This window comes from Streptomyces sp. NPDC001002 (genome assembly GCF_053599215.1).
The window spans coordinates 61,369-86,117 of sequence record NZ_JBSFLV010000007.1; the positions used below are offsets into that span (position 1 = coordinate 61,369).

20 protein-coding genes and 1 tRNA gene are annotated in these 24,749 nt (G+C 69.7%); 14 read left to right on the forward strand and 7 right to left on the reverse strand.

From position 1 onward, the window contains the following. Window positions 1-26 precede the first annotated feature (26 nt). The 7 genes from ACWDR3_RS05865 (at window position 27) to ACWDR3_RS05895 (ending at window position 7,697) form a co-directional block, all read left to right on the forward strand. Entirely contained in the window at window positions 27-1,019 is a 993-nt protein-coding gene (locus ACWDR3_RS05865; RefSeq protein WP_450351216.1) for an SCO3242 family prenyltransferase, read from the forward strand. Window positions 1,020-1,114: 95 nt separating this feature from the next. Further along, window positions 1,115-2,086 (forward strand): sugar phosphate isomerase/epimerase family protein, encoded by a 972-nt coding sequence (locus ACWDR3_RS05870; protein WP_450351218.1) that lies wholly within the window; start codon window positions 1,115-1,117, stop codon window positions 2,084-2,086. Between the two features lie 245 nt (window positions 2,087-2,331). Continuing rightward, complete coding sequence (locus tag ACWDR3_RS05875; RefSeq protein ID WP_450351220.1) at window positions 2,332-3,036, forward strand: EboA domain-containing protein; 705 nt, start codon at window positions 2,332-2,334, stop codon at window positions 3,034-3,036. Beyond that, window positions 3,036-3,896 (forward strand): TatD family hydrolase, encoded by an 861-nt coding sequence (locus ACWDR3_RS05880; protein ID WP_450351097.1) that lies wholly within the window; start codon window positions 3,036-3,038, stop codon window positions 3,894-3,896. Before ACWDR3_RS05875 ends, ACWDR3_RS05880 begins: the two co-directional genes overlap by 1 nt. 3 nt (window positions 3,897-3,899) lie before the next feature. Beyond that, complete coding sequence (gene eboE / locus ACWDR3_RS05885; RefSeq protein WP_450351098.1) at window positions 3,900-5,069, forward strand: metabolite traffic protein EboE; 1,170 nt, start codon at window positions 3,900-3,902, stop codon at window positions 5,067-5,069. Then, complete coding sequence (locus ACWDR3_RS05890; RefSeq protein WP_450351100.1) at window positions 5,066-6,547, forward strand: alkaline phosphatase family protein; 1,482 nt, start codon at window positions 5,066-5,068, stop codon at window positions 6,545-6,547. Before eboE ends, ACWDR3_RS05890 begins: the two co-directional genes overlap by 4 nt. 100 nt (window positions 6,548-6,647) lie before the next feature. Continuing rightward, window positions 6,648-7,697: a sugar phosphate isomerase/epimerase family protein gene (locus ACWDR3_RS05895; protein WP_450351102.1), complete on the forward strand. Its 1,050-nt coding sequence runs from the start codon at window positions 6,648-6,650 to the stop codon at window positions 7,695-7,697. Window positions 7,698-7,786: 89 nt separating this feature from the next. Here ACWDR3_RS05895 and ACWDR3_RS05900 read toward each other — a convergent pair whose 3' ends face one another. From ACWDR3_RS05900 to ACWDR3_RS05920, 5 genes are all read right to left on the reverse strand, one after another. Beyond that, the gene (locus ACWDR3_RS05900) at window positions 7,787-9,193 is read right to left on the reverse strand and encodes an OFA family MFS transporter (RefSeq protein ID WP_450351103.1); all 1,407 of its coding nucleotides are present in this window, start codon (window positions 9,191-9,193) and stop codon (window positions 7,787-7,789) included. A gap of 1 nt (window position 9,194) precedes the next feature. Continuing rightward, entirely contained in the window at window positions 9,195-10,583 is a 1,389-nt protein-coding gene (locus tag ACWDR3_RS05905; protein WP_450351105.1) for an OFA family MFS transporter, read from the reverse strand. Between the two features lie 119 nt (window positions 10,584-10,702). Continuing rightward, on the reverse strand, window positions 10,703-12,847 hold the full coding sequence (locus tag ACWDR3_RS05910; RefSeq protein ID WP_450351106.1) for an acetate--CoA ligase family protein: 2,145 nt from the start codon (window positions 12,845-12,847) through the stop codon (window positions 10,703-10,705). Between the two features lie 4 nt (window positions 12,848-12,851). Next, the gene (gene frc / locus ACWDR3_RS05915) at window positions 12,852-14,081 is read right to left on the reverse strand and encodes a formyl-CoA transferase (protein ID WP_450351108.1); all 1,230 of its coding nucleotides are present in this window, start codon (window positions 14,079-14,081) and stop codon (window positions 12,852-12,854) included. A gap of 12 nt (window positions 14,082-14,093) precedes the next feature. Next, entirely contained in the window at window positions 14,094-15,776 is a 1,683-nt protein-coding gene (locus ACWDR3_RS05920; RefSeq protein ID WP_401728638.1) for a thiamine pyrophosphate-binding protein, read from the reverse strand. A 144-nt stretch (window positions 15,777-15,920) separates the two neighbouring features. On the opposite strand from ACWDR3_RS05920, the gene sucC reads away from it, so the two are divergent. From sucC to ACWDR3_RS05935, 3 genes are all read left to right on the forward strand, one after another. Further along, window positions 15,921-17,051 carry an ADP-forming succinate--CoA ligase subunit beta gene (gene sucC, locus ACWDR3_RS05925; RefSeq protein ID WP_450351110.1) on the forward strand — a complete coding sequence of 377 codons (1,131 nt, stop codon included), beginning with the start codon at window positions 15,921-15,923 and terminating at the stop codon, window positions 17,049-17,051. Between the two features lie 11 nt (window positions 17,052-17,062). Then, window positions 17,063-17,962 (forward strand): succinate--CoA ligase subunit alpha, encoded by a 900-nt coding sequence (gene sucD / locus ACWDR3_RS05930; RefSeq protein ID WP_450351111.1) that lies wholly within the window; start codon window positions 17,063-17,065, stop codon window positions 17,960-17,962. A gap of 225 nt (window positions 17,963-18,187) precedes the next feature. Further along, a complete protein-coding gene (locus ACWDR3_RS05935) occupies window positions 18,188-19,756 on the forward strand; it encodes an aldehyde dehydrogenase family protein (protein WP_450351113.1) in 1,569 nt (522 codons plus the stop codon). Window positions 19,757-19,844: 88 nt separating this feature from the next. Here the strand turns inward: ACWDR3_RS05935 and ACWDR3_RS05940 are convergent, their stop codons facing one another. Beyond that, window positions 19,845-20,750 carry an LLM class flavin-dependent oxidoreductase gene (locus tag ACWDR3_RS05940; RefSeq protein ID WP_450351115.1) on the reverse strand — a complete coding sequence of 302 codons (906 nt, stop codon included), beginning with the start codon at window positions 20,748-20,750 and terminating at the stop codon, window positions 19,845-19,847. Between the two features lie 71 nt (window positions 20,751-20,821). Here ACWDR3_RS05940 and ACWDR3_RS05945 point away from each other — a divergent pair, with 71 nt between their 5' ends. The 4 genes from ACWDR3_RS05945 (at window position 20,822) to ACWDR3_RS05960 (ending at window position 23,020) form a co-directional block, all read left to right on the forward strand. After that, on the forward strand, window positions 20,822-21,298 hold the full coding sequence (locus ACWDR3_RS05945; protein WP_450351117.1) for a MarR family winged helix-turn-helix transcriptional regulator: 477 nt from the start codon (window positions 20,822-20,824) through the stop codon (window positions 21,296-21,298). A 157-nt stretch (window positions 21,299-21,455) separates the two neighbouring features. Further along, window positions 21,456-21,540, forward strand: a tRNA-Leu gene (locus tag ACWDR3_RS05950). A gap of 115 nt (window positions 21,541-21,655) precedes the next feature. Beyond that, entirely contained in the window at window positions 21,656-22,219 is a 564-nt protein-coding gene (locus ACWDR3_RS05955) for a dihydrofolate reductase family protein (RefSeq protein ID WP_450351118.1), read from the forward strand. A 195-nt stretch (window positions 22,220-22,414) separates the two neighbouring features. After that, window positions 22,415-23,020, forward strand: a complete 606-nt coding sequence (locus ACWDR3_RS05960; protein WP_450351120.1) for a dihydrofolate reductase family protein — start codon at window positions 22,415-22,417, stop codon at window positions 23,018-23,020. A gap of 68 nt (window positions 23,021-23,088) precedes the next feature. Here the strand turns inward: ACWDR3_RS05960 and ACWDR3_RS05965 are convergent, their stop codons facing one another. Beyond that, complete coding sequence (locus ACWDR3_RS05965; RefSeq protein ID WP_450351122.1) at window positions 23,089-24,702, reverse strand: glycoside hydrolase family 32 protein; 1,614 nt, start codon at window positions 24,700-24,702, stop codon at window positions 23,089-23,091. Window positions 24,703-24,749: the final 47 nt, after the last annotated feature.

Genomic DNA, 24,749 nt, shown 5'->3' on the forward strand with positions numbered 1-24,749 from the left:
CCACAACTCGGGGCGCGAAGAGGCCGATCGACAGGTCGACTTCAGGTCGTGACAACACGGACCGCCGCCCGAGCCGCCGCCTCGCCTGGGCCGAACTCCTGCGTCTCCCCGCCCTGTTCACCGTCCCCGGCGACGCCCTCGCCGGCGCCGCGGCGACCGCCACCACCCCCAACTCCCGCACCCTGCTCGCCATCGGCTCCTCCCTCTGCCTCTACACGGCCGGCATGGCGCTCAACGACTGGGCCGACCGCGAGGAGGACGCCGCCGAACGCCCCCACCGACCCCTCCCCTCGGGCCGCATCCACCCGACCGCCGCCCTGTCGACGGTCGGCGTCCTCACCGGCGCCGGCTTGGCCCTCGCCGCCCGCGCCGGCCGCCCGGCGCTCGCGGTCGCCGTACCTCTGGCGGCCACGGTCTGGGCGTACGACCTCACCCTCAAGCACACCGCCGCGGGCCCCACGGCCATGGCCGCCGCCCGGGGCCTCGACCTCCTCCTCGGCGCCGCCGCGACAGCGGGCCGCGTCCACGAGGCGCTCCCCTCAGCGGCCCTGCTCGGCACGCACACCCTCGCGGTGACGACGGTGTCCCGCCGGGAGACGACGGGCGGTTCCCCCGTGCCTCCGCTGGCGGCCTTGGCGACGACCGCTTTCGTGACGCGACTGCTCACGCGGCGCCGCCCGGCGGGTCCCCGGGAAGCAGGCACCCTCGACCTGCCCGGCACCGGGACGGACACGGCTCCGCCCACCCGAGCCGGTGATCAGTCCTTCCGCTCGGTCACGGGCACGCTGCAGCTGGCCCTGGCCGCCGCCTACGCCGCCACCTCCGGTCGCCGCTACTTCCACGCCGCCCTCAATCCATCACCCCCACTCGTCCAACGAGCCGTCGGCGGCGGCATCCGCGCCACCATCCCGCTCCAGGCCGCCCTCACCGCCCGCTCCGGTGCCGGCACCACGGCCGCGCTCATCGCGGCTCTCGCCCCACTCGGCCGAAGGTTCGCGAGGAAGGTGAGCGTTACGTGACCCCGCACACGACCCCTCCCGGTACCTCGCCCGCGACTTCTGTGCCGCGGCACCCGGACGGCCCCGAGACCAGCGCCCCCACATCTCCGACCTCCGTGCCTCCCGCCAACACCTCCTTCCGCTTCGGGTACGGCACCAACGGCCTGGCCGACCTCCGCCTCGACGACGCCCTCTCCCTCCTCGCCGACCTCGGTTACGACGGCGTCGGACTGACCCTCGACCACATGCACCTGGACCCGCTGGCGCCCGACCTCGCCGCCCGCACCCAGCGCGTCGCCGGCCGGTTGGATGCCCTCGGCCTGGACGTCACCGTGGAGACCGGGGCCCGGTACGTGTTGGACCCGCGCCGCAAACACGGTCCCTCGCTCCTAGACCCGGACCCGGACGACCGCGCCCGACGCGTCGACCTGCTGATCCGCTCGGTCCAGGTCGCCGCCGACCTCGGTGCACACGCCGTCCACTGCTTCAGCGGCGTCACCCCGGCCGGAACCGACACCGACACTGCGTGGAAGCGACTGGCCGAGGCACTCACGCCCGTCCTGGAGGCCGCCGACGACGTCGGCGTCCCCCTCGCCGTCGAGCCCGAACCCGGCCACCTCCTCGGCTCACTCGCCGACTTCCACCGGCTCCGCCACATCCTCGGCGACCCGGAGAACCTCGGTCTGACCCTCGACATCGGCCACTGCCAGTGCCTCGAACCCCTCTCTCCCGCCGACTGCGTACGCGCCGCCGCCCCTTGGCTGCGGCACGTCCAGATCGAGGACATGCGTCGGGGCGTCCACGAACACCTCCCCTTCGGAGACGGCGAGATCGACTTCCCGCCCGTCCTCGCGGCCCTCGCCGCGACCGGCTACCAAGGCCTGACGGTCGTCGAACTGCCCCGCCACTCGCACGCGGGCCCCCACTTCGCCGAACACTCCCTCCCGTTCCTCCACCGCGCGGCGACCCGAGCAGCCGCGCTGCCGGAGCGCCAGCGCGATTCCGGGGCTGCCGTTGATCGCGGTCCCGCCCCCTCCTCACCACCCGGCGATCCCTCCGCCACCCCAGAAGGGAGCAGCACCTCATGAGACAGCCGACGAGCCGACCCATGAGCCAACCCGTGGATAGCCCCACGACGGGCCCCACGACAGGCCCCACCCCGCACCCCCACTCCGCACCGGAGACCCCGGCCGCAGACCTCACGACCCCCGACTCCACGACCTCCGACTCCACGACCTCCAACTCCACAACCTCTCCTCCCACCACTCCTGACTCCACCGCCCCCGACCCCACCACCCCCGATCTCCCGGCCCCCGACATGACGACCCCCGACATGACGCCCCCCGACCTCACAGGCGCCCCCCTAGCCCGCACCCCACCAGCCGACCTGCACCGCCTCCTCACCGCCCGCCTCGGCGGAGCCGCCCGTGCCTGGCTCGACCAGGCTCTCGAAGAGGCCGCCACCCATCCCGGCATCCACGGACCCATCTCCGTCTGGGAGTTGCGCCTCGCCGAGGCCGGACGGCGATGCGGCCCGGAGCACGCCGACGTCGCCCGCGTGCTGATCCTGGACGCCGCCCGCGCCGGCACGGACGCCGTCACCCGCGTCTACTTCCAGGGCACCGCCGCCGAACGCCGCGCCGTCCTGCACGCGCTGCCCCATCTCGTGGTCGGCCCCGACGCCCTCCCGCTCGTCGAGGACGCCCTGCGCACCAACGACACCCGGCTCGTCGCCGCCGCCGTCGGTCCGTACGCCGCCCGGCATCTCGCCCCCCACCATTGGCGCCACGCCGTCCTGAAGTGCCTGTTCACCGGCGTGTCCGTGGACGAGATCGCCGACCTGGACCGCCGCGCACGCGACGACGCCGAACTCGCCCGCATGCTCGGCGACTACGCCGCCGAACGCACCGCCGCGGGCCGTCCCGTGCCCGAAGACCTGTACCGCGTCCTGACCTTGACCGACCCCACGGCCACCCCACCCGCGCCCGCCGCCGAACGCGACCCCGGCCCGCGCGGAACCGACGGCGAGGAGTCCTGATGCGCATTTTCGACCCCCACATCCACATGACCTCCCGGACCACCGACGACTACGAGGCCATGCACGCCGCAGGCGTCCGCGCCGTCGTCGAACCCTCCTTCTGGCTCGGCCAGCCCCGCACCTCACCCGCCTCTTTCTTCGACTACTTCGACTCCCTCCTGGGCTGGGAGCCCTTCCGTGCCGCGCAGTACGGCATCGCCCACCACTGCACGCTCGCCCTCAACCCCAAGGAGGCGAACGACTCGCGCTGCACGCCCGTCCTCGACGAACTTCCCCGCTATCTCGTCAAGGACCAGGTAGTCGCCGTCGGCGAGATCGGCTACGACTCGATGACCCCCGCCGAGGACACCGCCCTCGCCGCCCAGCTCCAACTCGCCGCCGACCACGGCCTGCCCGCGCTCGTCCACACTCCGCACCGCGACAAGCTCGCCGGCCTGCGCCGCACCCTCGACGTGGTGCGCGAGTCCGTGCTGGCCCCGGACCGCGTCCTCGTCGACCACCTCAACGAGACGACCGTCAAGGAGGCCAAGGACAGCGGCTGTTGGCTCGGTTTCTCCGTCTATCCCGACACCAAGATGGACGAGGAACGGATGATCGCGATCCTGCGCGAGTACGGGCCCGAGCAGGTCCTGGTGAACTCCGCCGCCGACTGGGGCAAGAGCAACCCGCTGAAGACCCGCGGGGTCGGCGACCTGATGCTGGCCGAGGGCTTCTCGGACGACGACGTCGACCGGGTGCTGTGGCGCAACCCCGTCGCCTTCTACGGCCTCAGCGGCCGGTTGGACCTCGATCTGGACCTGGACGTCACGGCCACCGGCGCCACCCACGAGGGCAACTCCATCCTCCGCGGCGGAGCGTGAGCCATGCGCTTCCGCCACCCCGACGGCTCGACCGTCCACCTCGCCTACTGCACCAACGTCCACCCGGCCGAGACCCTGGACGGCGTCCTCGCCCAGCTCCGCGACCACTGCGAGCCGGTACGCCGCCGCCTGGGCCGCGACCGCCTCGGCATCGGGCTCTGGCTCGCGAAGGACGCCGCCCACGCCCTGGTCACCGACCCCTCCGCGCTGCGCGGCCTGCGTACCGAACTCGACCGGCGCGGCCTCGAAGTCGTCACCCTCAACGGCTTCCCCTACGAGGGCTTCGGCGCCGAGGAGGTCAAGTACCGCGTCTACAAGCCGGACTGGGCCGACCCCGAACGCCTGGAGCACACCACCGCCCTGGCCCGTGTCCTCGCCGGACTCCTGCCCGACGACGTCACCGAGGGCACCATCTCGACCCTGCCGCTCGCGTGGCGCACCGTCTATGACCTGAGCCGAGCCGAGAAGGCCCGTACCGCACTCCTCACCCTCACCGAACGCCTCGACGCCCTCGACGAGTTGACCGGCCGCTCCATCCGCGTCGGCCTGGAACCCGAACCGGGCTGTGTCGTCGAGACCACCGGCGATGCGATCGCCCCGTTGACCGCGATCGCCCACGACCGCATCGGCATCTGCGTCGACACCTGCCACCTCGCCACCTCCTTCGAAGATCCGCACACCGCCCTGGACGCGCTCGCCGAAGCCGGCGTCCCCGTCGTCAAGTCCCAGCTGTCGGCGGCCCTGCACGCCGAACACCCCCATCTCCCCGAGGTCCGCACCGCTCTCGCGGCCTTCGACGAACCCCGCTTCCTGCACCAGACCCGCACCGCCTCGGCCGCCGGCCTGCGCGGCACCGACGACCTCGGCGTGGCGCTCCGGTCCGACGCCCTGCCCGACGCGACCCCTTGGCGCGCCCACTTCCACGTCCCGCTGCACGCGGCCCCCGCCGCGCCCCTCACCTCCACGCTCCCCGTGCTCAAGGCAGCCCTCACCCGGCTGGTCGGCGGCCCGCATCCGCTCACCCGCCACCTGGAGGTCGAGACCTACACCTGGCAGGCACTTCCGCCCGAGCTGCGCCCTCGCGGCCGAGCCCAGCTCGCCGACGGCATCGCCGCCGAACTCACCCTCGCCCGCGACCTGTTGACCGACCTCGGCCTGAAGGAGCTGCCATGAGCGACCGACCGGCCGACCCGCACGCCACCGGGGACTCCGTTCCGCCGGTCAGCGCGGACCGTGCCTCGCACACCACCCCGCTCCCTGTCCCGCACGGGGAGTCGCACCCCACCCCCCTCCTCGTCCTCGACGTCGTAGGCCTCACCCCCCGTCTCCTCGACCACATGCCCCACCTCAAGACGCTCGCCCAGTCCGGCTCCCGCGCCGCACTCGGCACCGTCCTGCCCGCCGTCACCTGCGCCGCCCAGTCGACCTTCCTGACCGGCACCCACCCGTCCGAGCACGGCATCGTCGGCAACGGCTGGTACTTCCGCGAACTCGGCGACGTACTCCTGTGGCGCCAGCACAACGGCCTCGTCGCCGGCGACAAGCTGTGGGACGCCGCCCGCCGCGCGCACCCCGGCTACACCGTCGCCAACATCTGCTGGTGGTACGCCATGGGCGCCGACACCGACTTCACCGTCACCCCCCGTCCCGTCTACTACGCCGACGGCCGCAAGGAGCCCGACTGCTACACCCGGCCCCCGGCCCTGCACGACGAACTCACCGAGAAACTCGGCACCTTCCCCCTCTTCCACTTCTGGGGACCCGGCGCGGACCTGGTCTCCAGTCAGTGGATCATCGACGCGACCCGCCACATCCTGCGCACCCGCCGTCCCGATCTGGCGCTCTGCTACCTCCCTCACCTCGACTACGACCTGCAGCGCTTCGGCCCCGACGACCCGCGCTCCCTGAAAGCGGCCGCCGATCTGGACGCCGCCGTGGCCCCGCTCCTGGACGACGCCCGCGCCGAGGGCCGTACCGTGGTTGCGCTGTCCGAGTACGGCATCACCCGCGCGGACCGCCCCGTCGACATCAACCGGGCCCTGCGCCGCGCCGGACTCCTCGAAGTGCACACGCAGGACGGCATGGAGTACCTCGACCCGATGGCCTCCCGTGCCTTCGCGGTCGCCGACCACCAGATCGCCCATGTCTACGTGCGCCGTCCGGAGGACCTCGACGCCACGCGGGCAGCACTGGCGGACCTGCCCGGCATTGAGCAACTCCTGGACGACGAGGGCAAGAAGACCCACCACCTCGACCACCCGCGCTCAGGCGAGCTCGTCGCCGTCGCGGAGCCGGACGCCTGGTTCACGTACTACTACTGGCTCGACGACGCCCGCGCGCCCGACTTCGCGCAGCTCGTCGAGATCCACCGCAAACCCGGCTACGACCCGGTCGAGTTGTTCATGGATCCGCTCGACCCCTACGTCAAGGTCAAAGCGGCGACGGCACTGGCCCGCAAGAAACTCGGCATGCGCTATCGCATGGCGGTCGTGCCGTTGGATCCGTCACCTATTCGCGGCAGCCATGGCCGCCTTCCGGCGAGCGACGACGACGGTCCGCTCCTCATCTGCTCCACCCCCCGTGCTGTCGGCGACCGCCTCGCGGCCACCGATGTGAAGTCCCTGCTGCTCCGACTCGCCGGTCTCACCTGACAGACCGGCCCCATCGACCCGTCCGATCGCTGTGATCCGACTGGTACCGAGTGAAGCACTCACCACTGACAACGCCCTCCGAATCCGAGGAGTTCCAGGCATGAGCCGCATCTCCCAGCCCGATCCCGAACTCACCCACCGCCTCAGCAGACGAGGCATGCTCGGCGTGGCCGCGGGTGCCACCGCCGCCGCACTGCTGGGCGCCGCGGCGACCCCGGCGACGGCCGCCGAGAGCACGTCCGCCGCTGCCGCGTCCGGCGGCCGTGGCCGTCCCGTCCTGCCGCCCGGCCGGCTCGGCATCCAGCTCTACAGCCTGCGCGACAAGGTCTCCACGCTCGGCTTCGCCCCCGTCTTCGCCGAGTTGGAGAAGTACGGCTACGACGAGGTCGAGTTCGCCGGATACACGCAGGGCTCGGCGGGTCCCATCACCCTCGCCCAGCTGAAGCGGCTGGCGCACAGCCATGGGCTGAACCCGATCGGCAGTCACGTCGGCTACTACTCCGACGACCCGAACGCGTACACCTTCGCCCAGAACCTGACCAAGGTCCTCGACGACGCCCAGGCGCTCGGCCTCAAGCACATCGGCACCGCGTCCGGACCCTTCCGCTACGGCTCGACCGTGGACGCGTGGAAGCGCGCCGCGGCGGAGTTCAACACGTACGGGGCGGCCGCCAAGAAGCGCGGCATGAAGTTCTACCAGCACAACCACTCCGACGAGTTCGGCTTCGCCTCCGACAATCCCAAGGTCCGGCTCTACGACGTGCTGCTCGCCGAGACCGACCCCGACCTGGTGTTCCTGGAGATGGACATCTTCTGGGCGTACGCGGGCCAGTTCCGCTTCTCGACACGGCCGGACGGCAAGCCGGCGCCGTTCGACCCGCTGCGCTACGTGCTCAAGCAGCCGCACCGCTACCCGCTCTTCCACGTCAAGGACGGGGTGAGCGACCCCTCGAACCAGTTCGGCTACCGGATGGTGGACGTCGGCGACGGCGACATCGACTACGAGAAGTTCATCTCCGCCGTGAGCCGGCTGCGCGGCGAGCGCCTCGCCCACCACTGGCAGGTCGAGCACGACCAGCCCACCGAGTCCTTCACCTTCGCCCGCCGCTCCAGCGCCTATCTGCACTCCCTGCGCGAGAAGAAGTGCTGAATCGCGGGGAAAAGTGCTGAACCACCGCTAGCACACGTGAGGAGGCCCTCCCCGCACCCGGGGAGGGCCTCCTCACGCGCGCGTGGCCGTCAACCGGCCGGTTGCGGCTGGGGAGTCGACGTCACCTCCCGGCTGCGACCCGGCTGCCGCAACAGCAGCGCTATCGCCGCCGCGGCCATCGAGACGCCGCCGGCCAGCGCGTACGCGCCGTCGTAGCCCCAGGACGCGACCACCATCGAGCCGAGGCCGCCGCCGAACAGACCGCTGATCAGCTTTCCGCTGTACACCAGCCCGTAGTTGGTGGCGTTGTAGTTCTCACCGAAGTAGTCCGGGGTCAGCGCCGCGAACATCGGGTAGAACGCGCCGCCGCCGAAGCCGGACAGGAAGGCGAAGAACAGGAACAGCCACTCGCTCTTCAACTCGCCCGCCAGGATGACGCCGAACTGCGCGAGCCCGAGCACCAGGATGACGAACACCAGGGTCGGTTTGCGGCCCCACTTGTCGGACAGCCAGCCCACGACACCGCGCCCGATGCCGTTGATGACCGCCATGACACCCATGGAGGACGCGGCGACCAGCGGTCCGAAGCCGACCTCCTTGGCGTAGTCGACCTGGAAGGAGATCCCGAAGATCGACACACCGGCGGTCATCACGATGGCCACCCACATCAGGGGCAGCATCCCTGTCCTGATGGCCTCCTTGGGGGTGTACTGCTTGGTCGCCGGAGGGTTCTTCGCGAGGCTCTGCGCGTTCTTCTCGTTGCCGGCGAACGTCAACGGGTCGATGTCCGCGGGCCACCAGTTCTTCGGCGGGTCCTTGAAGAAGAACGCGCACCCGAAGACCACGATCATGATGTAGCAGCCGATCAGGTCCAGGACGCGGTGGTAGTTCCCGGTGTCGAAGGCATAGTTGAAGATGAAGATGAACGGCAGCGACCCGTACGCGAAGCCGCCGTTGACGAAACCGGTCCGCGCGCCCCGGCGTTCGGGGAACCACTTGCCGACCATGTTGATGCAGGTCGCGTAGACCAGGCCGGCACCGATGCCGCCGATGACACCGAAGCCCAGGATCGCCAGCAGGACGTTGCTCAGGTGCGACAGGGCGAAGAACCCGATCAGGCACATCACGGAGCCGATGTACATGGCCTTGCGGGCCGTCAGGATGCCCTTCTCGCGCATCCAGCCCGCCGGGAAGGCGATGCCGGCCTGGAAGAACACCCAGACGCTGAGGATCCAGAAGGTGTTGCTCTGCGTCCAGCCGTGCGCGCTGGACAGGGTGTCCTCCGCGGAGCCGTACGCGTACTCGAAGACGCTGATCGCCATCATGGCGACCCAGGGCAGGTAGATCATGAACTTGCGGGAGTGGCCGAGGATGGCCCGGTCGGTCTCGCCCACGCGGTAGACGCGGCCTCGGGCGTCGGTCACTTCACGGTAGGGACGGTGTGCGGCGTCGGGGTCTGCCGACGAGTTGCCGGCTGCGATGGGGTCCGCCGTCATGTCAGGCCATCTCCTCGCCGAGCGGTTGCGGGTTGGGGACGATGCGCCGGGCCTTGGGGCGGCCCGGGGACTTCAGGAAGAGCGCGAGCACGGCGGAGGCCAGCCCGATGGAACCGGCGAGCACGAAGGCTCCGTGGTAGTCCCACACGTCGACGACGACCGCGCCCACGCCGGAGCCGACGAGTCCGGAGATCAGCTTCGAGCTGTAGACCATGCCGTAGTTGGAGGCGTTGTTGTTCTCACCGAAGTAGTCCGCCGTCATGGCCGCGAACAGCGGGAAGATCGCGCCGCCGCCGAAGCCGGAGACCATGGAGCAGAACAGGAAGAACGGCATGCTGCCCATCTGTCCGGACACCAGCACGCCGAACTGCGCCGTACCGAGCACCAGACACACGATGACCAGCGTGTTGCGGCGCCCGCAGCGGTCGGAGATCCAGCCGATGACACCACGCCCGGTGCCGTTGACGATCGCCTTGAGGGACATCGCGGTGGCCACGATCCCGCCGGCGAATCCCATGTCCTTGCCGAACGGGACCTGGAAGGCGATACCAAAGATGTTGATGCCTGCGGTGCACAGGAGACAGAACCACATCATCCACAGCACTGGCTGACGGGCGGCCTCCTTGGGGGTGTACTGCTTGACGGCCGGCGGGTTCTTCTCCAGCGCCCGCCGGATCTTCGGGTCGTCGGTCTGCAGCAGCGGGTCGACGTTCGCCGGCCACCAGTTCTTCGGCGGGTCCTTGAAGAACCAGCCCGCCGACGCCACCACGAGGCACAGCCCGACACCCACACAGGCCAGCACGACCTCGTAGTTGCTCAGGTCCATGTACGAGGTGAACAGGAACACGAAGGGCACGGATCCGTAGGCGAAACCGCCGTTGACGAAGCCCGTCTTGCCGCCCTTGCGCTCCGGATACCACTTGCCGACCATGTTCACGCAGGTCGCGTAGACGAGGCCGGCGCCGATGCCGCTGCACATGCCGAAGCCGAAGTAGGCGACGAGCACGTTCGGCGCGTACGCCAGCGACAGATAGCCCAGCAGTGTCCCTACGGCGCCGATCATCATCGCCGTACGGGCCGGCAGCCTGCCGCTCTCCCGCAGCTGCCCGGCGGGGAAGGCCACGGCAGCCTGGAAGAAGATCCAGACGCCCATCAGCCAGAAGATGTGTCCGCTGCTCCACAGATGCGCCTCGTGGAGCGTGTCCTCCGCCGACGTGAACGCGTATTCGGCGGAGCTGATGCCCATCATGCCCACCCAGGGCAGGATGACCATCCACTTGCGTGGTCGGCCCATGATGTCGACGTCGGACTCGCCGATCCGGTACATGCGGCCGTTTCGGTCCGTCACCTCCCTGTACGGGACGGACGTCGAGTAGTCGGTGGTTGTCATCGCTCAGTACCCCTTGCGTCGAAAGCTCTGGCCAGCGCCCCCTGTCCAATGCCTTTCGTGCGCGCACGGGTCCCGGGGCCGGCCGACGCGCACCGTCGGCCGCCCCCTTGTCGCTCACCTCATGAGCCGCCCCCCAACAGGCCCGCCGCACGGGCCCAGCGGTACTTCGCCCCGAGCACGGCCACCGGCTTCTCGGTCGTGTACGGGTACGCCACGACCCCCCGCTCGTAGAGGTACTGGCAGGCCTCCTCGACCTCGACATCGCCCGCGAGAGAGGCCACCACGGGCTTCTCGATGCCGCGCTCCCGGAACTCGGCCACCACGCGTGCGGTGAGCTCCGCGAAGACCATCGGGGGAGTGACGATCGTGTGCCAGTAACCGAGGACGAGCGCATGGATGCGCGGATCCTCAAGACCGAGCCGGATCGTCGCCTCGTACGTCGACGGCGGCTCGCCCCCGGTGATGTCCACCGGGTTGCCCGCGGCCCCGAAGGGCGGGATGAACTTCCGGAAGGCCTCGTCCAGGTCCGGCGGGATCTCCATCAGGGTCAGACCGTTGTCGGTCACCGCGTCCGACAGCAGCACGCCGCTGCCGCCCGCCCCGGTGATGATCACGACGTTGTCGCCCTTCGGAGCGGGCAGCACCGGCAACCCGCGCGCGTACTCCAGCATGTCGTTGAGACCCGGCGCCCGGATCACCCCGGCCTGCTTGAGGATGTCGTCGTACACGGCGTCGTCGCCCGCCAGGGCGCCGGTGTGCGAGCCCGCGGCCTTCGCGCCGGCCGCCGTACGGCCCGCCTTCAGGACCACGACCGGCTTCTTCGGCACGGTCGCCCGCGCGGCCTCCACGAAGGCGCGGCCGTCCTTGAGGTCCTCCAGGTGCATCGCGATGCAGTCGGTGTGCGGGTCCTCGCCGAACCAGGTCAGCAGGTCGTCCTCGTCCAGGTCCGACTTGTTGCCGAGGCCGACGATCGCCGACACACCCGTCTTCGTGGTGCGCGCGAAGCCCAGGATGGCCATCCCGATGCCACCGGACTGCGAGGTCAGCGCGACCCCGCCCTTGACGTCGTACGGCGTGCAGAACGTGGCGCACAGGTCCTGCCACGTCGAGTAGTAGCCGTAGATGTTCGGGCCCAGCAGCCGGATGCCGTACCGCTCGGCGATCGCCACGATCTCGTCCTGGAGCGCGACTTCACCGGTCTCCGCGAACCCCGAAGGGATCAGTACGGCGTTGGGGATGTTCTTGCGTCCCACCTCCTCCAGGGCCGCGGCCACGAACTTGGCGGGGATCGCGAAGACCGCCACATCCACCTCACCGGGAACGTCGGTGACACTCTTGTACGCCTTGCGGCCGAGAATGTCATCGGCCTTGGGGTTCACCGGATGGATCTCCCCGGCGAAGCCGCCGTCGACGAGGTTGCGCATCACCGAATTGCCGATCTTGCCCTGCTCGTTGGAGGCACCGATCACGGCGACCGAGGACGGCTCCATCAGACGGCGCATCGAGGTGAGGATCTCCGCGCGCGTGTACGTGCGCCGGGGCGGCGGCTGCTTCTCGGCGAGGATCACGCGGATGTCGGCGGCGACCGCGCCCTGAGGTGTGGCGATCACCGGGTTGAGGTCGACCTCCGCGATCTCCGGGAAGTCCGCGACCAGTTGGGACACCCGCCGGATCTGCTCGGCGATCGCCCACCGGTCCACACCCGCCTGGCCACGTACCCCGCGCAGGATCTCCGCCGACCGGATCGAGTCCAGCATCGACAGGGCCTCGTCCGCACTCACCGGCGCGAGCCGGAAGGTGACGTCCTTGAAGACCTCGACCAGCACCCCGCCGAGCCCGAACGCGACGATCTTCCCGAAGGTCGGGTCCGTCACCGCGCCGACGATGACCTCCTGCCCCTGCGGCAGCAGCTCCTGCACCTGCACGCCCTCGATACGGGCGTTGGCGTCATAGGCACGCGCGTTCTCGATGATCCGGCAGAACGCGGCCCGCACGTCCGCCGCACCCTCGACCCCGACGACGACACCACCGGCATCGGTCTTGTGCAGGATGTCCGGCGACACGATCTTCATCACGACCGGCCCGCCGAAGCGTGCCGCGTACGCCACCGCCTCGTCGACGTCGGTCGCCAACTCCTCACCCGGTACGGCGATCCCGTACGCGTCGGCGAGGATCTTGCCCTCGGGCGCGGTCAGCGCCGCCCGTCCCTCGGCGCGCACGGCGTCGAGGAGCGAGCGCACCGTCAGCTCCCGGTCTTCGGCCATCACGTCAGATCACTCCGTTCGACTTGAGCAGGCGCAGTTCCTCGTCGCCGAGGCCGAGCTCGCCGACGTAGACCTCTTCGTTGTGCTCGCCGAGCAGCGGCGAACTGGTCACGTCCACGGGGGAGTCGGAGAGCTTGAGCGGGCTGCCCACGGTCACGAACTCGCCGCGCTCGGGGTGCGGGACGGTGACGACCATCTCGTTGGCGACCAGCGAGTCGTCCTCGATGATCTCCCTGGTGGAGAGGATCGGGCCGCACGGGATGTTGTGGGCGTTGAGCCGCTCCAGCACCTCCCACTTGGGCAGGGTGGCGGACCACTCCTCGATCAGCTGGAACATCTTGCCGAGCTTGGGCAGCCGGGCCTCCGGCGTCGCCCACTCGGGGTCGGCCGCCAACTCCGGCCGGCCGATGAGCTCACTCAGCGGCTGCCAGCCGACGGGCTGCACGATGACGTACACGTAGTCGTTCGGCCCGCCCGGCGCGCACCTCACGGCCCAGCCCGGCTGACCGCCGCCGGACGCGTTTCCGGAGCGGGGAACTTCCGTGCCGAAGTCGTCGTTCGGATATTCAGCGAGCGGCCCATGTGCCAGGCGTTGCTGATCCCGCAGCTTCACTCGGCACAGGTTGAGTACGGCGTGCTGCATGGCCACGTTGACCCGCTGCCCACGCCCGGTGTTCTCCCGCTGGAACAGCGCCGCGAGAATCCCCGCCACGGCGTGCACACCCGTCCCGGAGTCCCCGATCTGGGCCCCCGTCGCCAGCGGCGGCCCGTCCTCGAAACCGGTGGTCGACATCGACCCGCCCATGGCCTGAGCGACGACCTCGTACGCCTTGAAGTTGGTGTACGGGCCGTCCCCGAACCCCTTGATGGAGGCATAGACGATCCGCGGATTGATCTCCTGGATGCGGTCCCAGGTGAAGCCCATACGGTCGACCGCGCCCGGTCCGAAGTTCTCGACCATGACGTCCGAGCGCCGGATCAGCTCGGTGAGGATCTCCTTGCCGCGCTCGGTCTTGGTATTGAGGGTGATGCTCCGCTTGTTGCAGTTGAGCATCGTGAAGTAGAGGGAGTCGACGTCCGGGAGATCACGCAGCTGCTTGCGCGTGATGTCACCGGTCGGGGCCTCCAGCTTGACCACGTCCGCACCGAGCCAGGCGAGCAGCTGGGTGGCGGAGGGCCCGGACTGGACGTGCGTCATGTCGAGGACACGGATGCCTTCGAGAGCCTTGGTCATGGCCGGCTCACCTCACTTGTACATCGTCTGGTTCATGGTTCCGGGGGCGTACGCGTCCGGGTCGACCCAGACGTTGATCAGCGACGGCTTGCCCGACTCGCGGGCGCGCTGGAGAGCGGGGGCGATGTCGGCGGGGTCGCGGACCTCCTCGCCGTAACCGCCCAGCATCTGGGCGAACTTGTCGTAGTGGACGTCGCCGAGGGTGTTGCCGACCCGCTCGCGCTCCAGGCCGTACTTCTGGGCCTGGCCGTAACGGATCTGGTTCATCGAGGAGTTGTTGCCGACGATGCCGACGAACGGGAGGTCGTAGCGGACGAGGGTCTCGAAGTCCCAGCCGGTCAGGGAGAACGCGCCGTCACCGAAGAGCGCGACGACCTCCTTGTCGGGCCGTGCCTGCTTGGCCGCGAGCACGAACGGGACGCCGACACCGAGGGTGCCGAGCGGGCCCGGGTCCATCCAGTGCCCGGGCGACTTGGGCTGCACCACCTGACCGGAGAAGGTGACGATGTCGCCGCCGTCGCCGATGTAGATGGAGTCCTCGGTGAGGAAGTCGTTGATCTCGCTCACCAGGCGGTACGGGTGGATCGGCGACGCGTCCGACTTCAGGCTGGGCAGCCGCTTCTCCAGGGCGGTCTGCTCGGCGGCACGCAGCTCGTCGAGCCACTCCTTGCGCTTGGCGGCCCCGCCGTTGACGCGCCCGGAGGCGGCCTCGGTGACCGACTTCAGGACGAGCCCGGCGTCGCCCACGATCCCGAGGTCGATGTCGCGGTTCTTGCCGACGGTCCGGTAGTCGAGGTCGATCTGCACGACGGTCGCGTCCGGCGACAGCCGCTTGCCGTAGCCCATGCGGAAGTCGAAGGGCGTGCCGACGATGACGATGACGTCCGCGTTGGAGAAGGCGTACCGGCGCGACAGCTGGAAGTGGTGCGGGTCGCCCGGCGGGAGGGTGCCACGCCCCGCGCCGTTCATGTAGGCGGGGATGTTGAGGGTGCGTACGAGGTCGATGGCCTCCTCGGTGCCGCGCGTCGTCCACACCTGGCTGCCGAGCAGGATGGCCGGCTTCTCGGCGTGGACCAGCAGGTCGGCGAGCTTCTCGATCGCCTCGGGGTCACCGGCCGAGCGGGTCGAGGCGCGGTAGGCGCCGGGCTTCGGCACGCGCGCCTTGCTCACCGGGACCTTGGCGTCGAGCACGTCGCGCGGGATCTCCAGGAAGGAGGGGCCGGGCGCGCCGTGGTAGCACTCGCGAAACGCCATCGACACCATGTCGGCGGCGCGCGCGGTGTCCGGCACGGCCGCCGCGAACTTGGTGATCGGCGTCATCATGTCCACGTGCGGCAGGTCCTGCAGTGACCCCATCTTGTGCTGGGTCAGGGCCCCTTGGCCGCCGATCAGCAGCATCGGGGACTCCGCGCGGAAGGCGTTGGCGACACCGGTGACGGCGTCGGTCGTCCCCGGTCCCGCGGTGACGACCGCGCAGCCGGGCTTGCCGGTGATGCGGGCGTAGCCGTCGGCGGCGTGGGCGGCGACCTGCTCGTGGCGGACGTCGACGACCTCTATGCCCTCGTCGACGCAGCCGTCGTAGATGTCGATGATGTGGCCACCGCACAAGGTGTAGATGCGGTCGACGCCCTCGGCCTTGAGTGCCTTGGCAACGAGATGACCACCGGAAATCACATCCTGGGTGTCGTCGGGCATGGCGAAGTCCTGTCCCTTCGTAGGGGGTTGGGAAGCTCTCGCGGTACATTGCATACAGTCGACGAATACTGTATGAAGCTTGTTATCCCGCATCCAGTGGGTGGTGTCCAGGGGGCGTGCGGCACTTTTAAGACGGGAGCCGAGATGGACCTGTACGAACACCAGGCAAGGGAACTCTTCGAGGAACACGGGATCTTGGTGCCGAGGGCGGAGGTCACCGACTCGTCCAAGGAGGCACGCGAGATCGCTCGCAGGCTCGGCGGGCGGGTCGTGGTGAAAGCCCAGGTGAAGACCGGCGGCCGCGGCAAGGCGGGCGGGGTCAAACTCGCCGCCGACCCGGCCGCCGCCGAACTCACGGCACGGCAGATCCTCGGCATGGACATTAAGGGCCACCGGGTCGGCAAGGTGATGCTGGCCCAACCGGTCGACATCGAGAGCGAGTTCTACGTCTCCTACGTGCTCGACCGCGCGGCGGGCACGTTCCTCGCGATCGCCTCCGCCGAGGGCGGCATGGACATCGAGGAGGTCGCCGCGAGCAGGCCCGAGGCCGTGGCCCGTATCCCCATCGACCCGTCGGAGGGCGTCACTTCGGCGAAGGCGGGCGAGATCGCCGAGGCGGCCGGCCTGCCGCCGCAGACGGTCGACGTCCTCGTACGCCTGTGGGACGTGCTCGTGCGCGAGGACGCCCTGCTCGTCGAGGTCAACCCGCTCGTGCGCACCGCGCAGGGCCAGATCCTCGCCCTCGACGGCAAGGTCACCCTCGACGACAACGCCCGCTTCCGCCAGGCCCGTTGGGGCGCCGAGGACGTCGAGCACGACGACGCGCTGGAGGCGACTGCCGCCGCCAAGGGCCTCAACTACGTCAAGCTCGACGGCGAGGTCGGCATCATCGGCAACGGCGCCGGCCTCGTCATGTCCACCCTCGACGTGGTGGCCGGCTGCGGCGCCCGACCCGCCAACTTCCTCGACATAGGCGGCGGAGCCTCGGCCCAGATCATGGCGGACGGCCTGTCCGTCATCCTCTCCGACCCGGCCGTGAAGTCGGTCTTCGTCAACGTCTTCGGCGGCATCACCGCCTGCGACGCGGTCGCCGAGGGCATCGTCCAGGCCCTGGACGCGGTGCAGTTGACCAAACCCCTGGTGGTCCGGCTCGACGGCAACAATGCGGCCCGCGGCCGGGCCGTACTCGACGACCGCGGGCACCCGCTGGTCCAGCAGGCCACCACCATGGACGGCGCCGCCCGCCGCGCCGCCGACCTCGCCAACGCACGCTGAGGAGCAGGGACATGGCGATCTACCTCACCAAGGAGAGCAAGGTCCTCGTCCAGGGCATGACCGGCGGCGAGGGCATGAAGCACACCCGCCGCATGCTCGCGGCCGGCACGGACGTCGTCGGCGGAGTCAACCCGCGCAAGGCGGGCACTACCGTGGACTTCGACGACCGGATCGTCCCCGTCTTCGGCTCGGTCCGCGAAGGCATCGAGGCGACCGGGGCCGACGTCACCGTCGTCTTCGTGCCGCCCGCCTTCGCGAAGGCGGCCGTCATCGAGGCGGCCGACGCGGGCATCGGCCTGGCCGTCGTCATCACCGAGGGCATCCCGGTCCACGACTCCGTCGCCTTCACGGCCCACGCCAAGTCGAAGGGCACCCGGATCATCGGCCCCAACTGCCCCGGCCTGATCACCCCGGGCCAGGCCAACGCGGGCATCATCCCGGCCGACATCACCAAGCCCGGCCGCATCGGCCTGGTCTCCAAGTCCGGCACCCTCACCTACCAACTCATGTACGAACTCCGGGACATCGGCTTCTCGACCTGCGTCGGCATCGGCGGCGACCCCGTCGTCGGCACCACGCACATCGACTGCCTGGCCGCGTTTCAGGAGGACCCCGACACCGAACTGATCGTCCTCATAGGCGAGATCGGCGGCGACGCGGAGGAACGGGCGGCCGCCTACGTCCGCGAACACGTCACCAAGCCCGTCGTCGGCTACATCGCCGGCTTCACCGCCCCCGAGGGCAAGACGATGGGCCATGCGGGCGCGATCGTGTCCGGCTCGTCCGGTACGGCGGCGGCGAAGAAGGAGGCGCTGGAGGCGGTGGGGGTGAAGGTCGGCAGCACCCCGACGGAGACCGCACGACTGGTGCTTGACGTCCTCGAAGCAGCACGTGACGTCACTCATAGTTGACGCGACGTGACTGTTGCGCTCCTTCGAGCGCAACTAGCGTCATCTGTACGGCGGTTCCTGCCGGAGCATGACAGCCACTGCCGGATCACTATGGCTGCTGCCGGATTACGGCAACCGCTGCCGCAGCCGCGACAGTTGCTGCCGCGCACAGGACAGTTGCCGCCGTACACAAGACAGTTCCTGCCTCACCCCGCCCCGACTGTGCACCGAGAGCGGAGCAGAAGCATGGCAACAACCCTCACCCCTGACCACGTCCCTCCCCAACTGACCCTCAAAGCGGGCACGTCCTGGAACGACGCATGGCGGCGCTGCCTCGCCGTCGCCCCCGAGGCCTTCCAGGACGACCGCGTCCTCAACCTCTGGGGCTCCGCCTGGCGGGCCGACGGCCGGGCGCTGCCCGCCACCAGCCCCGTCGACGGCAGCCCGATCGCGGGCCCGCCCCGCCTGGACCGGGACACCGCCCACCAGGCCGTACGGGCCTCTCTCGACCAGCACCGCGCCTGGCGGCACATCCCGCTCGACGAACGCCGAGCCAGGGTCGCCGCCACTCTCGACGCCCTCACCGAACACCGCGAGCTCCTCGCGCTGCTGCTGGTGTGGGAGATCGGCAAGCCCTGGCGGCTGGCGCAGGCCGACGTCGACCGGGCCATCGACGGTGTGCGCTGGTACGTCGACGGAATCGAGCCGATGCTCGCCGAACGGGCCCCGCTGGACGGCCCGGTGTCCAACATCGCGAGCTGGAACTATCCGATGAGCGTGCTCGTTCACGCAATGCTGGTACAGGCACTGGCAGGCAACGCGGTCATCGCCAAGACCCCGACCGACGGCGGCGTCGCGTGTCTGACCCTGGCCTCGGCACTGGCCGCCCGCGAGGGGATTCCCGCCACCCTCGTCAGCGGCAGCGGAGGCGAGCTGTCCCAGGCGCTCGTGCGGGCGCCCGAGATCGGCTGCGTCTCCTTCGTCGGCGGCCGCGACACCGGCGCCGCGGTGGCCACCGCCGTCGCCGACCTCGGCAAGCGGCATGTACTCGAACAGGAGGGACTCAACACCTGGGGCATCTGGAACTACTCGGACTGGGACGCGCTCACGGCCGTCGTCCCCAAGCTCTTCGACTACGGCAAACAGCGCTGCACGGCGTACCCGCGCTTCGTCGTCCAACGGCAGCTGTTCGACGAGTTCCTGGCGGCGTACCTCCCGGCGGTCCGCACGCTCAGGGTCGGCCACCCACTTGCCGTCGAGAAACCCGAAGACCCGTACCCGGAGCTGGACTTCGGCCCGGTGATCAACGCGGCCAAGGCCAAGGAACTGCGCGACCAGGTAGCCGAGGCCATCGACCGCGGCGCTGTCCCGCTGCACCGCGGCCACGAGTCCGACGCCCGCCTCCTGCCCGGCCAGGACACCTCGGCGTACGTCCACCCCGTCACGCTCCTCAACCCGCCCCCGTCCTCACCGCTGCACCACGCGGAACCCTTCGGCCCGGTCGACACCATCGTCCTGGTCGACACCGAGGCGGAGCTGCTGGCCGCGATGAACGCCTCCAACGGCGCGCTGGTGGCCACGCTGTCCACGGACGACCGGGCCACCTTCGACCGACTCGCGCCGCAGATACGGGCGTTCAAGGTCGGCCACGGCAAACCCCGCTCCCGCGGCGACCGGGACGAACTGTTCGGCGGCTTCGGCGCGTCCTGGAGCGGGGCGTTCGTCGGCGGCGAACTCCTCGTGCGCGCCGTGACGCAGGGCCCGGAGGGGGAGCGGTTGCCCGGGAACTTCCCGGACTACCACCTCATGGCGTGACCGGGTGCGTCATGGCCTGACCGAGAGCAGGGTGGCGTCTCCCTCCCGGGGGTGTCACGCGGCGATCACCCAGGGCGTTATGCGGTGATCACTTCGGGCGCCATGCGGCGATCACTTCGTCGGCCAACCACCGTGCCACGCCCCGCGGATAGGGGCGCGGCAGGCTCAGAACGACGTGGTTCACACCGGCGTCGACGAGCGCACGCACCGTGGCGCGCGTCGACGCCGGGTCGTCGTAGGACACCAGGACCTGTACGGACCGGGTGATCTCGGCGGTGTCGCGGCCGAGTTCGGCGCAGTGGGCGTCCAGGACGCGGGCGCGCTCGGCGACGAAGTCCACGGTGTTGTGCGGCGGCCCGGGCACGTTCCACACGTCGGCGTGCTCGGCGACCAGCCGCAGCAGCCGGGTGCCCCAGCCGCCGATCAACAGCGGGGGACCGGGGCGCTGCACGGGCTTGGGCTCGCTCCGGGTGCCCTTGAGCCGGTAGTGGCGGCCGTCGTAGTCGAACACGTCCTCCGTCCACATCAGCTTCAGGATCTCGACGGTCTCGGCGAGACGAGCGACGCCCTCGCCCGGCGGCACCAGCGTCAGCCCGTACGCCTCGTACTCCTCGATCGCCGGATTGGCGCCGGCGATCCCGCCCGCGCCCGGCGACTGGTGGGTGCCGCCGACCCCGAGCCCCATGATCAGCCGCCCGCCCGAGATCACGTCCAGGGTGGACGCCATCTTGCCCAGCACGGCCGGCGGACGGACGCGGTTGCTCGTCACCAGCAGCCCGAGCCGCAGCCGCCGAGTCTGCGCGGCGAGCGCGCTCAGCAGGGTCCAGCCCTCGTGTATCTGCCCGTCCTTCGGCCCGGCGACCGGCAGCAGGTGGTCCCACAGCCAGGCGTCCTCGATCTCGGGCACGGCGTCGGCCTCCAACCAGACGCGGCGGATGTCCTCGTAGGAGACGTGCATGGGGGTGGTCTTGATGCCGAAGCGCACTCTCGTCATATTGGTCAGCGTACTAAATCATCAGCAGCACTGACGATCAGTCGCCGATACGGCACGGATAGAGTCGGGGGATGGCGACTGAGGCGAGACCCGCACCCCTCGAATCCCGGCTCGGCTACCTCCTCAAGCACGCGCAGGCCAGATTCGCCCGGACGTCCGCCGAGGCGCTCGCCCCGCACGGGGTGGACGGGCACGAGCTGGCCGTGCTGGTGGTGCTCTCCGGCGACGAGCCGCTCTCGCAGGTCGAGGCGGCGGGACGGCTCGGCGTCGACCGGACCACGATGGTGTCCCTGATCGACGGCCTGGAGGACCACGGCCTGGTGGAGCGCCGGCGCAGTCAGCGGGACCGGCGCAAGAACATCGTCGAGTTGACCGCCGACGGAACCGAGTGCCTGCGACAGGCGGAGAAGGCCCGCCGGGCCGCCGAGGCCCGGTTCCTCGCACCGCTGGGGGAGGAAACGGCGGCGGTGCTGGTCCGGGCCTTGCAGACACTGCTGGCGGACGAACACCCCGCCCCCTCGACGGCCGGAACGGACCGCCAGGCGTAGCGGTCGGGTCACCTCCGGTGACGGCCGGCGCCCTCCCCTCGCGGGTGCGTCGGGGCTCCGCCCAGGGGCGGATATGCAGGTGAAAGGCACCCCGAAACCTTGGTATTGTTGTGCACGTCGCCGCGGGGAACACCCCCGGCCAGGCGACAGACACCTAGTCCGGGTGGCGGAATGGCAGACGCGCTAGCTTGAGGTGCTAGTGCCCTTTAACGGGCGTGGGGGTTCAAGTCCCCCCTCGGACACAGATCACAACCCCAACTTGTGCGGGTCGAGCTGAGCCTCGGCCCGCACGAGCTGTTTTGTGGGGTCGAAGGCCCCCTCTAGACTTCCGAGACCGTCTGACGGAAGGCTGGCGCTATGCGGAGATTGCACTACGGCATGAACCTGTCTCTGGACGGCTATGTCGCCGCGCCCGGCGACGACCTCAGCTGGAGTGAGCCGAGCGACGAGCTGTTCCAGTGGTGGCTCGACGAGGAGCGGGCGATCAGCCTGTTCCTGTACGGGCGCAGGCTGTGGGAGACCATGAGCTCCTACTGGCCGACCGGCGACCAGCAGCCGGACGCCACCCCCGCGCAGATCGAGTTCGCGCGGAACTGGCGGGATACGCCGAAAGTGGTGTTCTCCTCGACGGTCGACAAGGTCGACTGGAACGCTCGCCTGGTCACCGGCGACGCGGTCGCGGAGATCACTCGGCTCAAGGCCGAGGACGGTGGCCCGATGAGGGTCGGTGGCGCAGCGCTCGCCGGGGCGGCGATGCGAGCCGGGCTGATTGACGAGTACGCGATCATCACCCATCCGGTTCTGGTGGGCAGCGGTACACCGTTCTTCGCCGCGCTGGACAGCCAGGCGAAACTGAACCTGATGGAGACGCGGACGTTTCCCGGCGGCGTGGTCCTGAACAGGTACGAGACGAGGCGCTGAACGTGGTGGTCGTGCGGCGGGACATCGACGGCGACCAGCGACGGATCGGGTCACGTACACAGACCGCCGGCGAGCAGTTCGCGGTCGACAGAACCTGATGATCACCCGCACGCCGGTTCTGCGCCGCGCCGTGGCAGTTCCGCCGATGAGTTTTCGACGGTTGCGCGGTCTGACTGTCGACGAAGGGAGCGCACCATGCGCGAGATCATCGTTTGCACGTTCCTGACGCTGGACGGTGTCATGCAGGCACCGGGCGGACCGGACGAGGACGCGGAGAGCGGCTTCGAGCACGGCGGCTGGCAGAAACCGGTGGACGACGACGAGGTCGGCGAGGCCATCGCCGGCTGGTACGAGGACTCCGACGCGATGCTGCTCGGCCGCAAGACGTACGACATCTTCGCGTCGTACTGGCCGACCGCCGATCCCGACAACCCGTTCACCGATCGGATGAACAGCATGCACAAGTACGTGGCGTCCCGGACCCTGACCTCGGTCGAGTGGCAGAACTCCACGCTTCTGGAGGGCGACGTCGTCGATGCCGTAGGCGCGCTGAAGGCGTCCGACGGCGGCAACATCAACGTCGTCGGCAGCGGCGACTTCGCCCAGACCCTCATGCGGCACGGCCTCGTCGACGAGTACCGGCTGACCATCCATCCGGTGATCATCGGAACCGGCAAGCAGCTGTTCGCGGACGGAGCGATCCCCACCGCGCTGCAGCCTGTCAGCGTCTCGACGACGAAGGGCGGCACCGTCGTCGGCGTGTACCGACCGAACGGCAAGCCCAGCTACGACAGTTACTAGGCGGTTGATGCACCGTTCGACGGCGCTGCGCTGTCGGCCGCGCCCCCAGGCTCGCCGTACACCGAGGACTACACCGAGAACTCCCGTATCACCGTGTTGCGGAACACCGCGCTGCCGCCGATCGTGAACAGCGCGAGCCGAGTGTCCAGCAGGTACGGGAAGACCTGGCTGGTGTGCACGTAGCGGCCGTCGTCGACGAACATCTCCACCGACGTGCGGTCCACCAGGATGCGCAGCTTCACCGTGCCGGCGGACGCGTTGAACGGGGTGTGGCTCTCCTGCCACTTGCCGGACGTGTCGGCGTTCACCGTGTTACGTCGGTTGAGGAAGGCGTAGTCGGCGTAGATCCCGGCGTCGATGTGCCGACCGCCGTCGGGTGAGCGCCTCAACTGGAGGCCCGCGCCGGTGAGTTGGGACCACGCGATCTCGGTCGTCACCTCGTAGGAGATGCCGGTGTAGTCGAGCACCTTCGTGCCGTTCACGGTCACGTCGCCCAGGTTCACGGTGCGGGAGACGTGCGAGTCGAGGCCGGTGACGGGCCGGGAGGCGAGGTAGTAGGTGTTGTCGGACGCCTTCTTCAGGGTGACCTCGCGGACGATGGAGTCGGTGCCGTTGAAGCCGTCGCAGTCGATCGTGGGGGTGGTGTTGGCGTAGTCCCAGTTGTTCACCCATGCGATCGCGTAGCGGGCAGCCGTGTCCACCGCGCCGCTCGTGTCCCGCTTCTCGAAGGTGACGGCGCCGTACCAGTCCCAGCCGTGGTCGAGCCACTGCGGCTCACTCGTGTCAGCGGTGAACGCGCTGCCGTCGAAGGAACCCGTCCAGTAGGCATACGTGTTGGGCAGCCCCGAGCCCTTCCCGTTGGCGCTCACGCCGAGCACCCACTTCACGGTGCCGTCGTTCGCGGTGATGCGGAACAGGTCGGGGCACTCCAGCACGCCGATGCCGTCGTGGACGTAACCGCCCACGTACGACCAGGACTTGAGGTCGTTGGAGTGGTAGAAACCGACCTTGTCGTTCTCGGCGAGGGCCATCACCCAGCGGCCCCGGTCCTCGTCGCGGATCACCTTGGGGTCGCGGAAGTCGGCGACGCCGGGGTTGGGCAGGACGGGGTCGGTCCCGTAGTTGGTGAAGGTGAGACCGCCGTCGGTCGAGTAGTACAGGAACTGCGCCTGCTGGTCCGTGCCGCCGCCGGGGGACATGGTGACGATGACGACGACCGCGCCCGCGCCGAATCCGGCCGTGTTGCCGGTGTCGACCACCGCCGAACCCGACCAGAGATCGCCGTTGGGTGTGGTGTCCTTGGGGACCGCGACCCCGCGGTCGGTGAAGGAGACCAGGTCCTTGGTGGTGGCCAGGCGCCACGCGGTGCCGACCGCCCCCGTGAAGTAGTCGGCGTTGTAGAGGTAGTAGTAGCGGTACTCGCCGTCGATCCAGACGGGCCGCTGCGGGTCGTTCTTCCACTGGTCGGGGACCGTGAAGTGGTACGCGGCACGGTAACTCGCCCCGGTCGCCGCGGAGTTGGTCACGCTCTCGGCTGCGGCACCGGACTCGGGCTTCGAAGCGGCGGCGGCCGTCCCGGCCGACAGCAGCGCGGCAGCGGTCCCCGCAGCCGACCCCGCGAACAGTGATCTCCTGGAAATCCCCAACGAAGTCCCTGATGAAATCCCCGATGTTCCGGGCATGGTGCATCGTTCCTCTCATGGCGGCTCACGGCTCCTGCGAACGAGGA

What these genes read in the sequence shown, in the direction of transcription:
- ACWDR3_RS05875 (WP_450351220.1), top strand. Translation starts at nt 2,332, where the DNA reads ATGACGCCCCCCGACCTCACAGGCGCCCCCCTAGCCCGCACCCCACCA.
- ACWDR3_RS05880 (WP_450351097.1), top strand. Translation starts at nt 3,036, where the DNA reads ATGCGCATTTTCGACCCCCACATCCACATGACCTCCCGGACCACCGAC.
- eboE (WP_450351098.1), top strand. Translation starts at nt 3,900, where the DNA reads ATGCGCTTCCGCCACCCCGACGGCTCGACCGTCCACCTCGCCTACTGC.
- ACWDR3_RS05890 (WP_450351100.1), top strand. Translation starts at nt 5,066, where the DNA reads ATGAGCGACCGACCGGCCGACCCGCACGCCACCGGGGACTCCGTTCCG.
- ACWDR3_RS05895 (WP_450351102.1), top strand. Translation starts at nt 6,648, where the DNA reads ATGAGCCGCATCTCCCAGCCCGATCCCGAACTCACCCACCGCCTCAGC.
- ACWDR3_RS05900 (WP_450351103.1), bottom strand. Translation starts at nt 9,193, where the DNA reads ATGACGGCGGACCCCATCGCAGCCGGCAACTCGTCGGCAGACCCCGAC.
- ACWDR3_RS05905 (WP_450351105.1), bottom strand. Translation starts at nt 10,583, where the DNA reads ATGACAACCACCGACTACTCGACGTCCGTCCCGTACAGGGAGGTGACG.
- ACWDR3_RS05910 (WP_450351106.1), bottom strand. Translation starts at nt 12,847, where the DNA reads ATGGCCGAAGACCGGGAGCTGACGGTGCGCTCGCTCCTCGACGCCGTG.
- frc (WP_450351108.1), bottom strand. Translation starts at nt 14,081, where the DNA reads ATGACCAAGGCTCTCGAAGGCATCCGTGTCCTCGACATGACGCACGTC.
- ACWDR3_RS05920 (WP_401728638.1), bottom strand. Translation starts at nt 15,776, where the DNA reads ATGCCCGACGACACCCAGGATGTGATTTCCGGTGGTCATCTCGTTGCC.
- sucC (WP_450351110.1), top strand. Translation starts at nt 15,921, where the DNA reads ATGGACCTGTACGAACACCAGGCAAGGGAACTCTTCGAGGAACACGGG.
- sucD (WP_450351111.1), top strand. Translation starts at nt 17,063, where the DNA reads ATGGCGATCTACCTCACCAAGGAGAGCAAGGTCCTCGTCCAGGGCATG.
- ACWDR3_RS05935 (WP_450351113.1), top strand. Translation starts at nt 18,188, where the DNA reads ATGGCAACAACCCTCACCCCTGACCACGTCCCTCCCCAACTGACCCTC.
- ACWDR3_RS05940 (WP_450351115.1), bottom strand. Translation starts at nt 20,750, where the DNA reads ATGACGAGAGTGCGCTTCGGCATCAAGACCACCCCCATGCACGTCTCC.
- ACWDR3_RS05945 (WP_450351117.1), top strand. Translation starts at nt 20,822, where the DNA reads ATGGCGACTGAGGCGAGACCCGCACCCCTCGAATCCCGGCTCGGCTAC.
- ACWDR3_RS05955 (WP_450351118.1), top strand. Translation starts at nt 21,656, where the DNA reads ATGCGGAGATTGCACTACGGCATGAACCTGTCTCTGGACGGCTATGTC.
- ACWDR3_RS05960 (WP_450351120.1), top strand. Translation starts at nt 22,415, where the DNA reads ATGCGCGAGATCATCGTTTGCACGTTCCTGACGCTGGACGGTGTCATG.
- ACWDR3_RS05965 (WP_450351122.1), bottom strand. Translation starts at nt 24,702, where the DNA reads ATGCCCGGAACATCGGGGATTTCATCAGGGACTTCGTTGGGGATTTCC.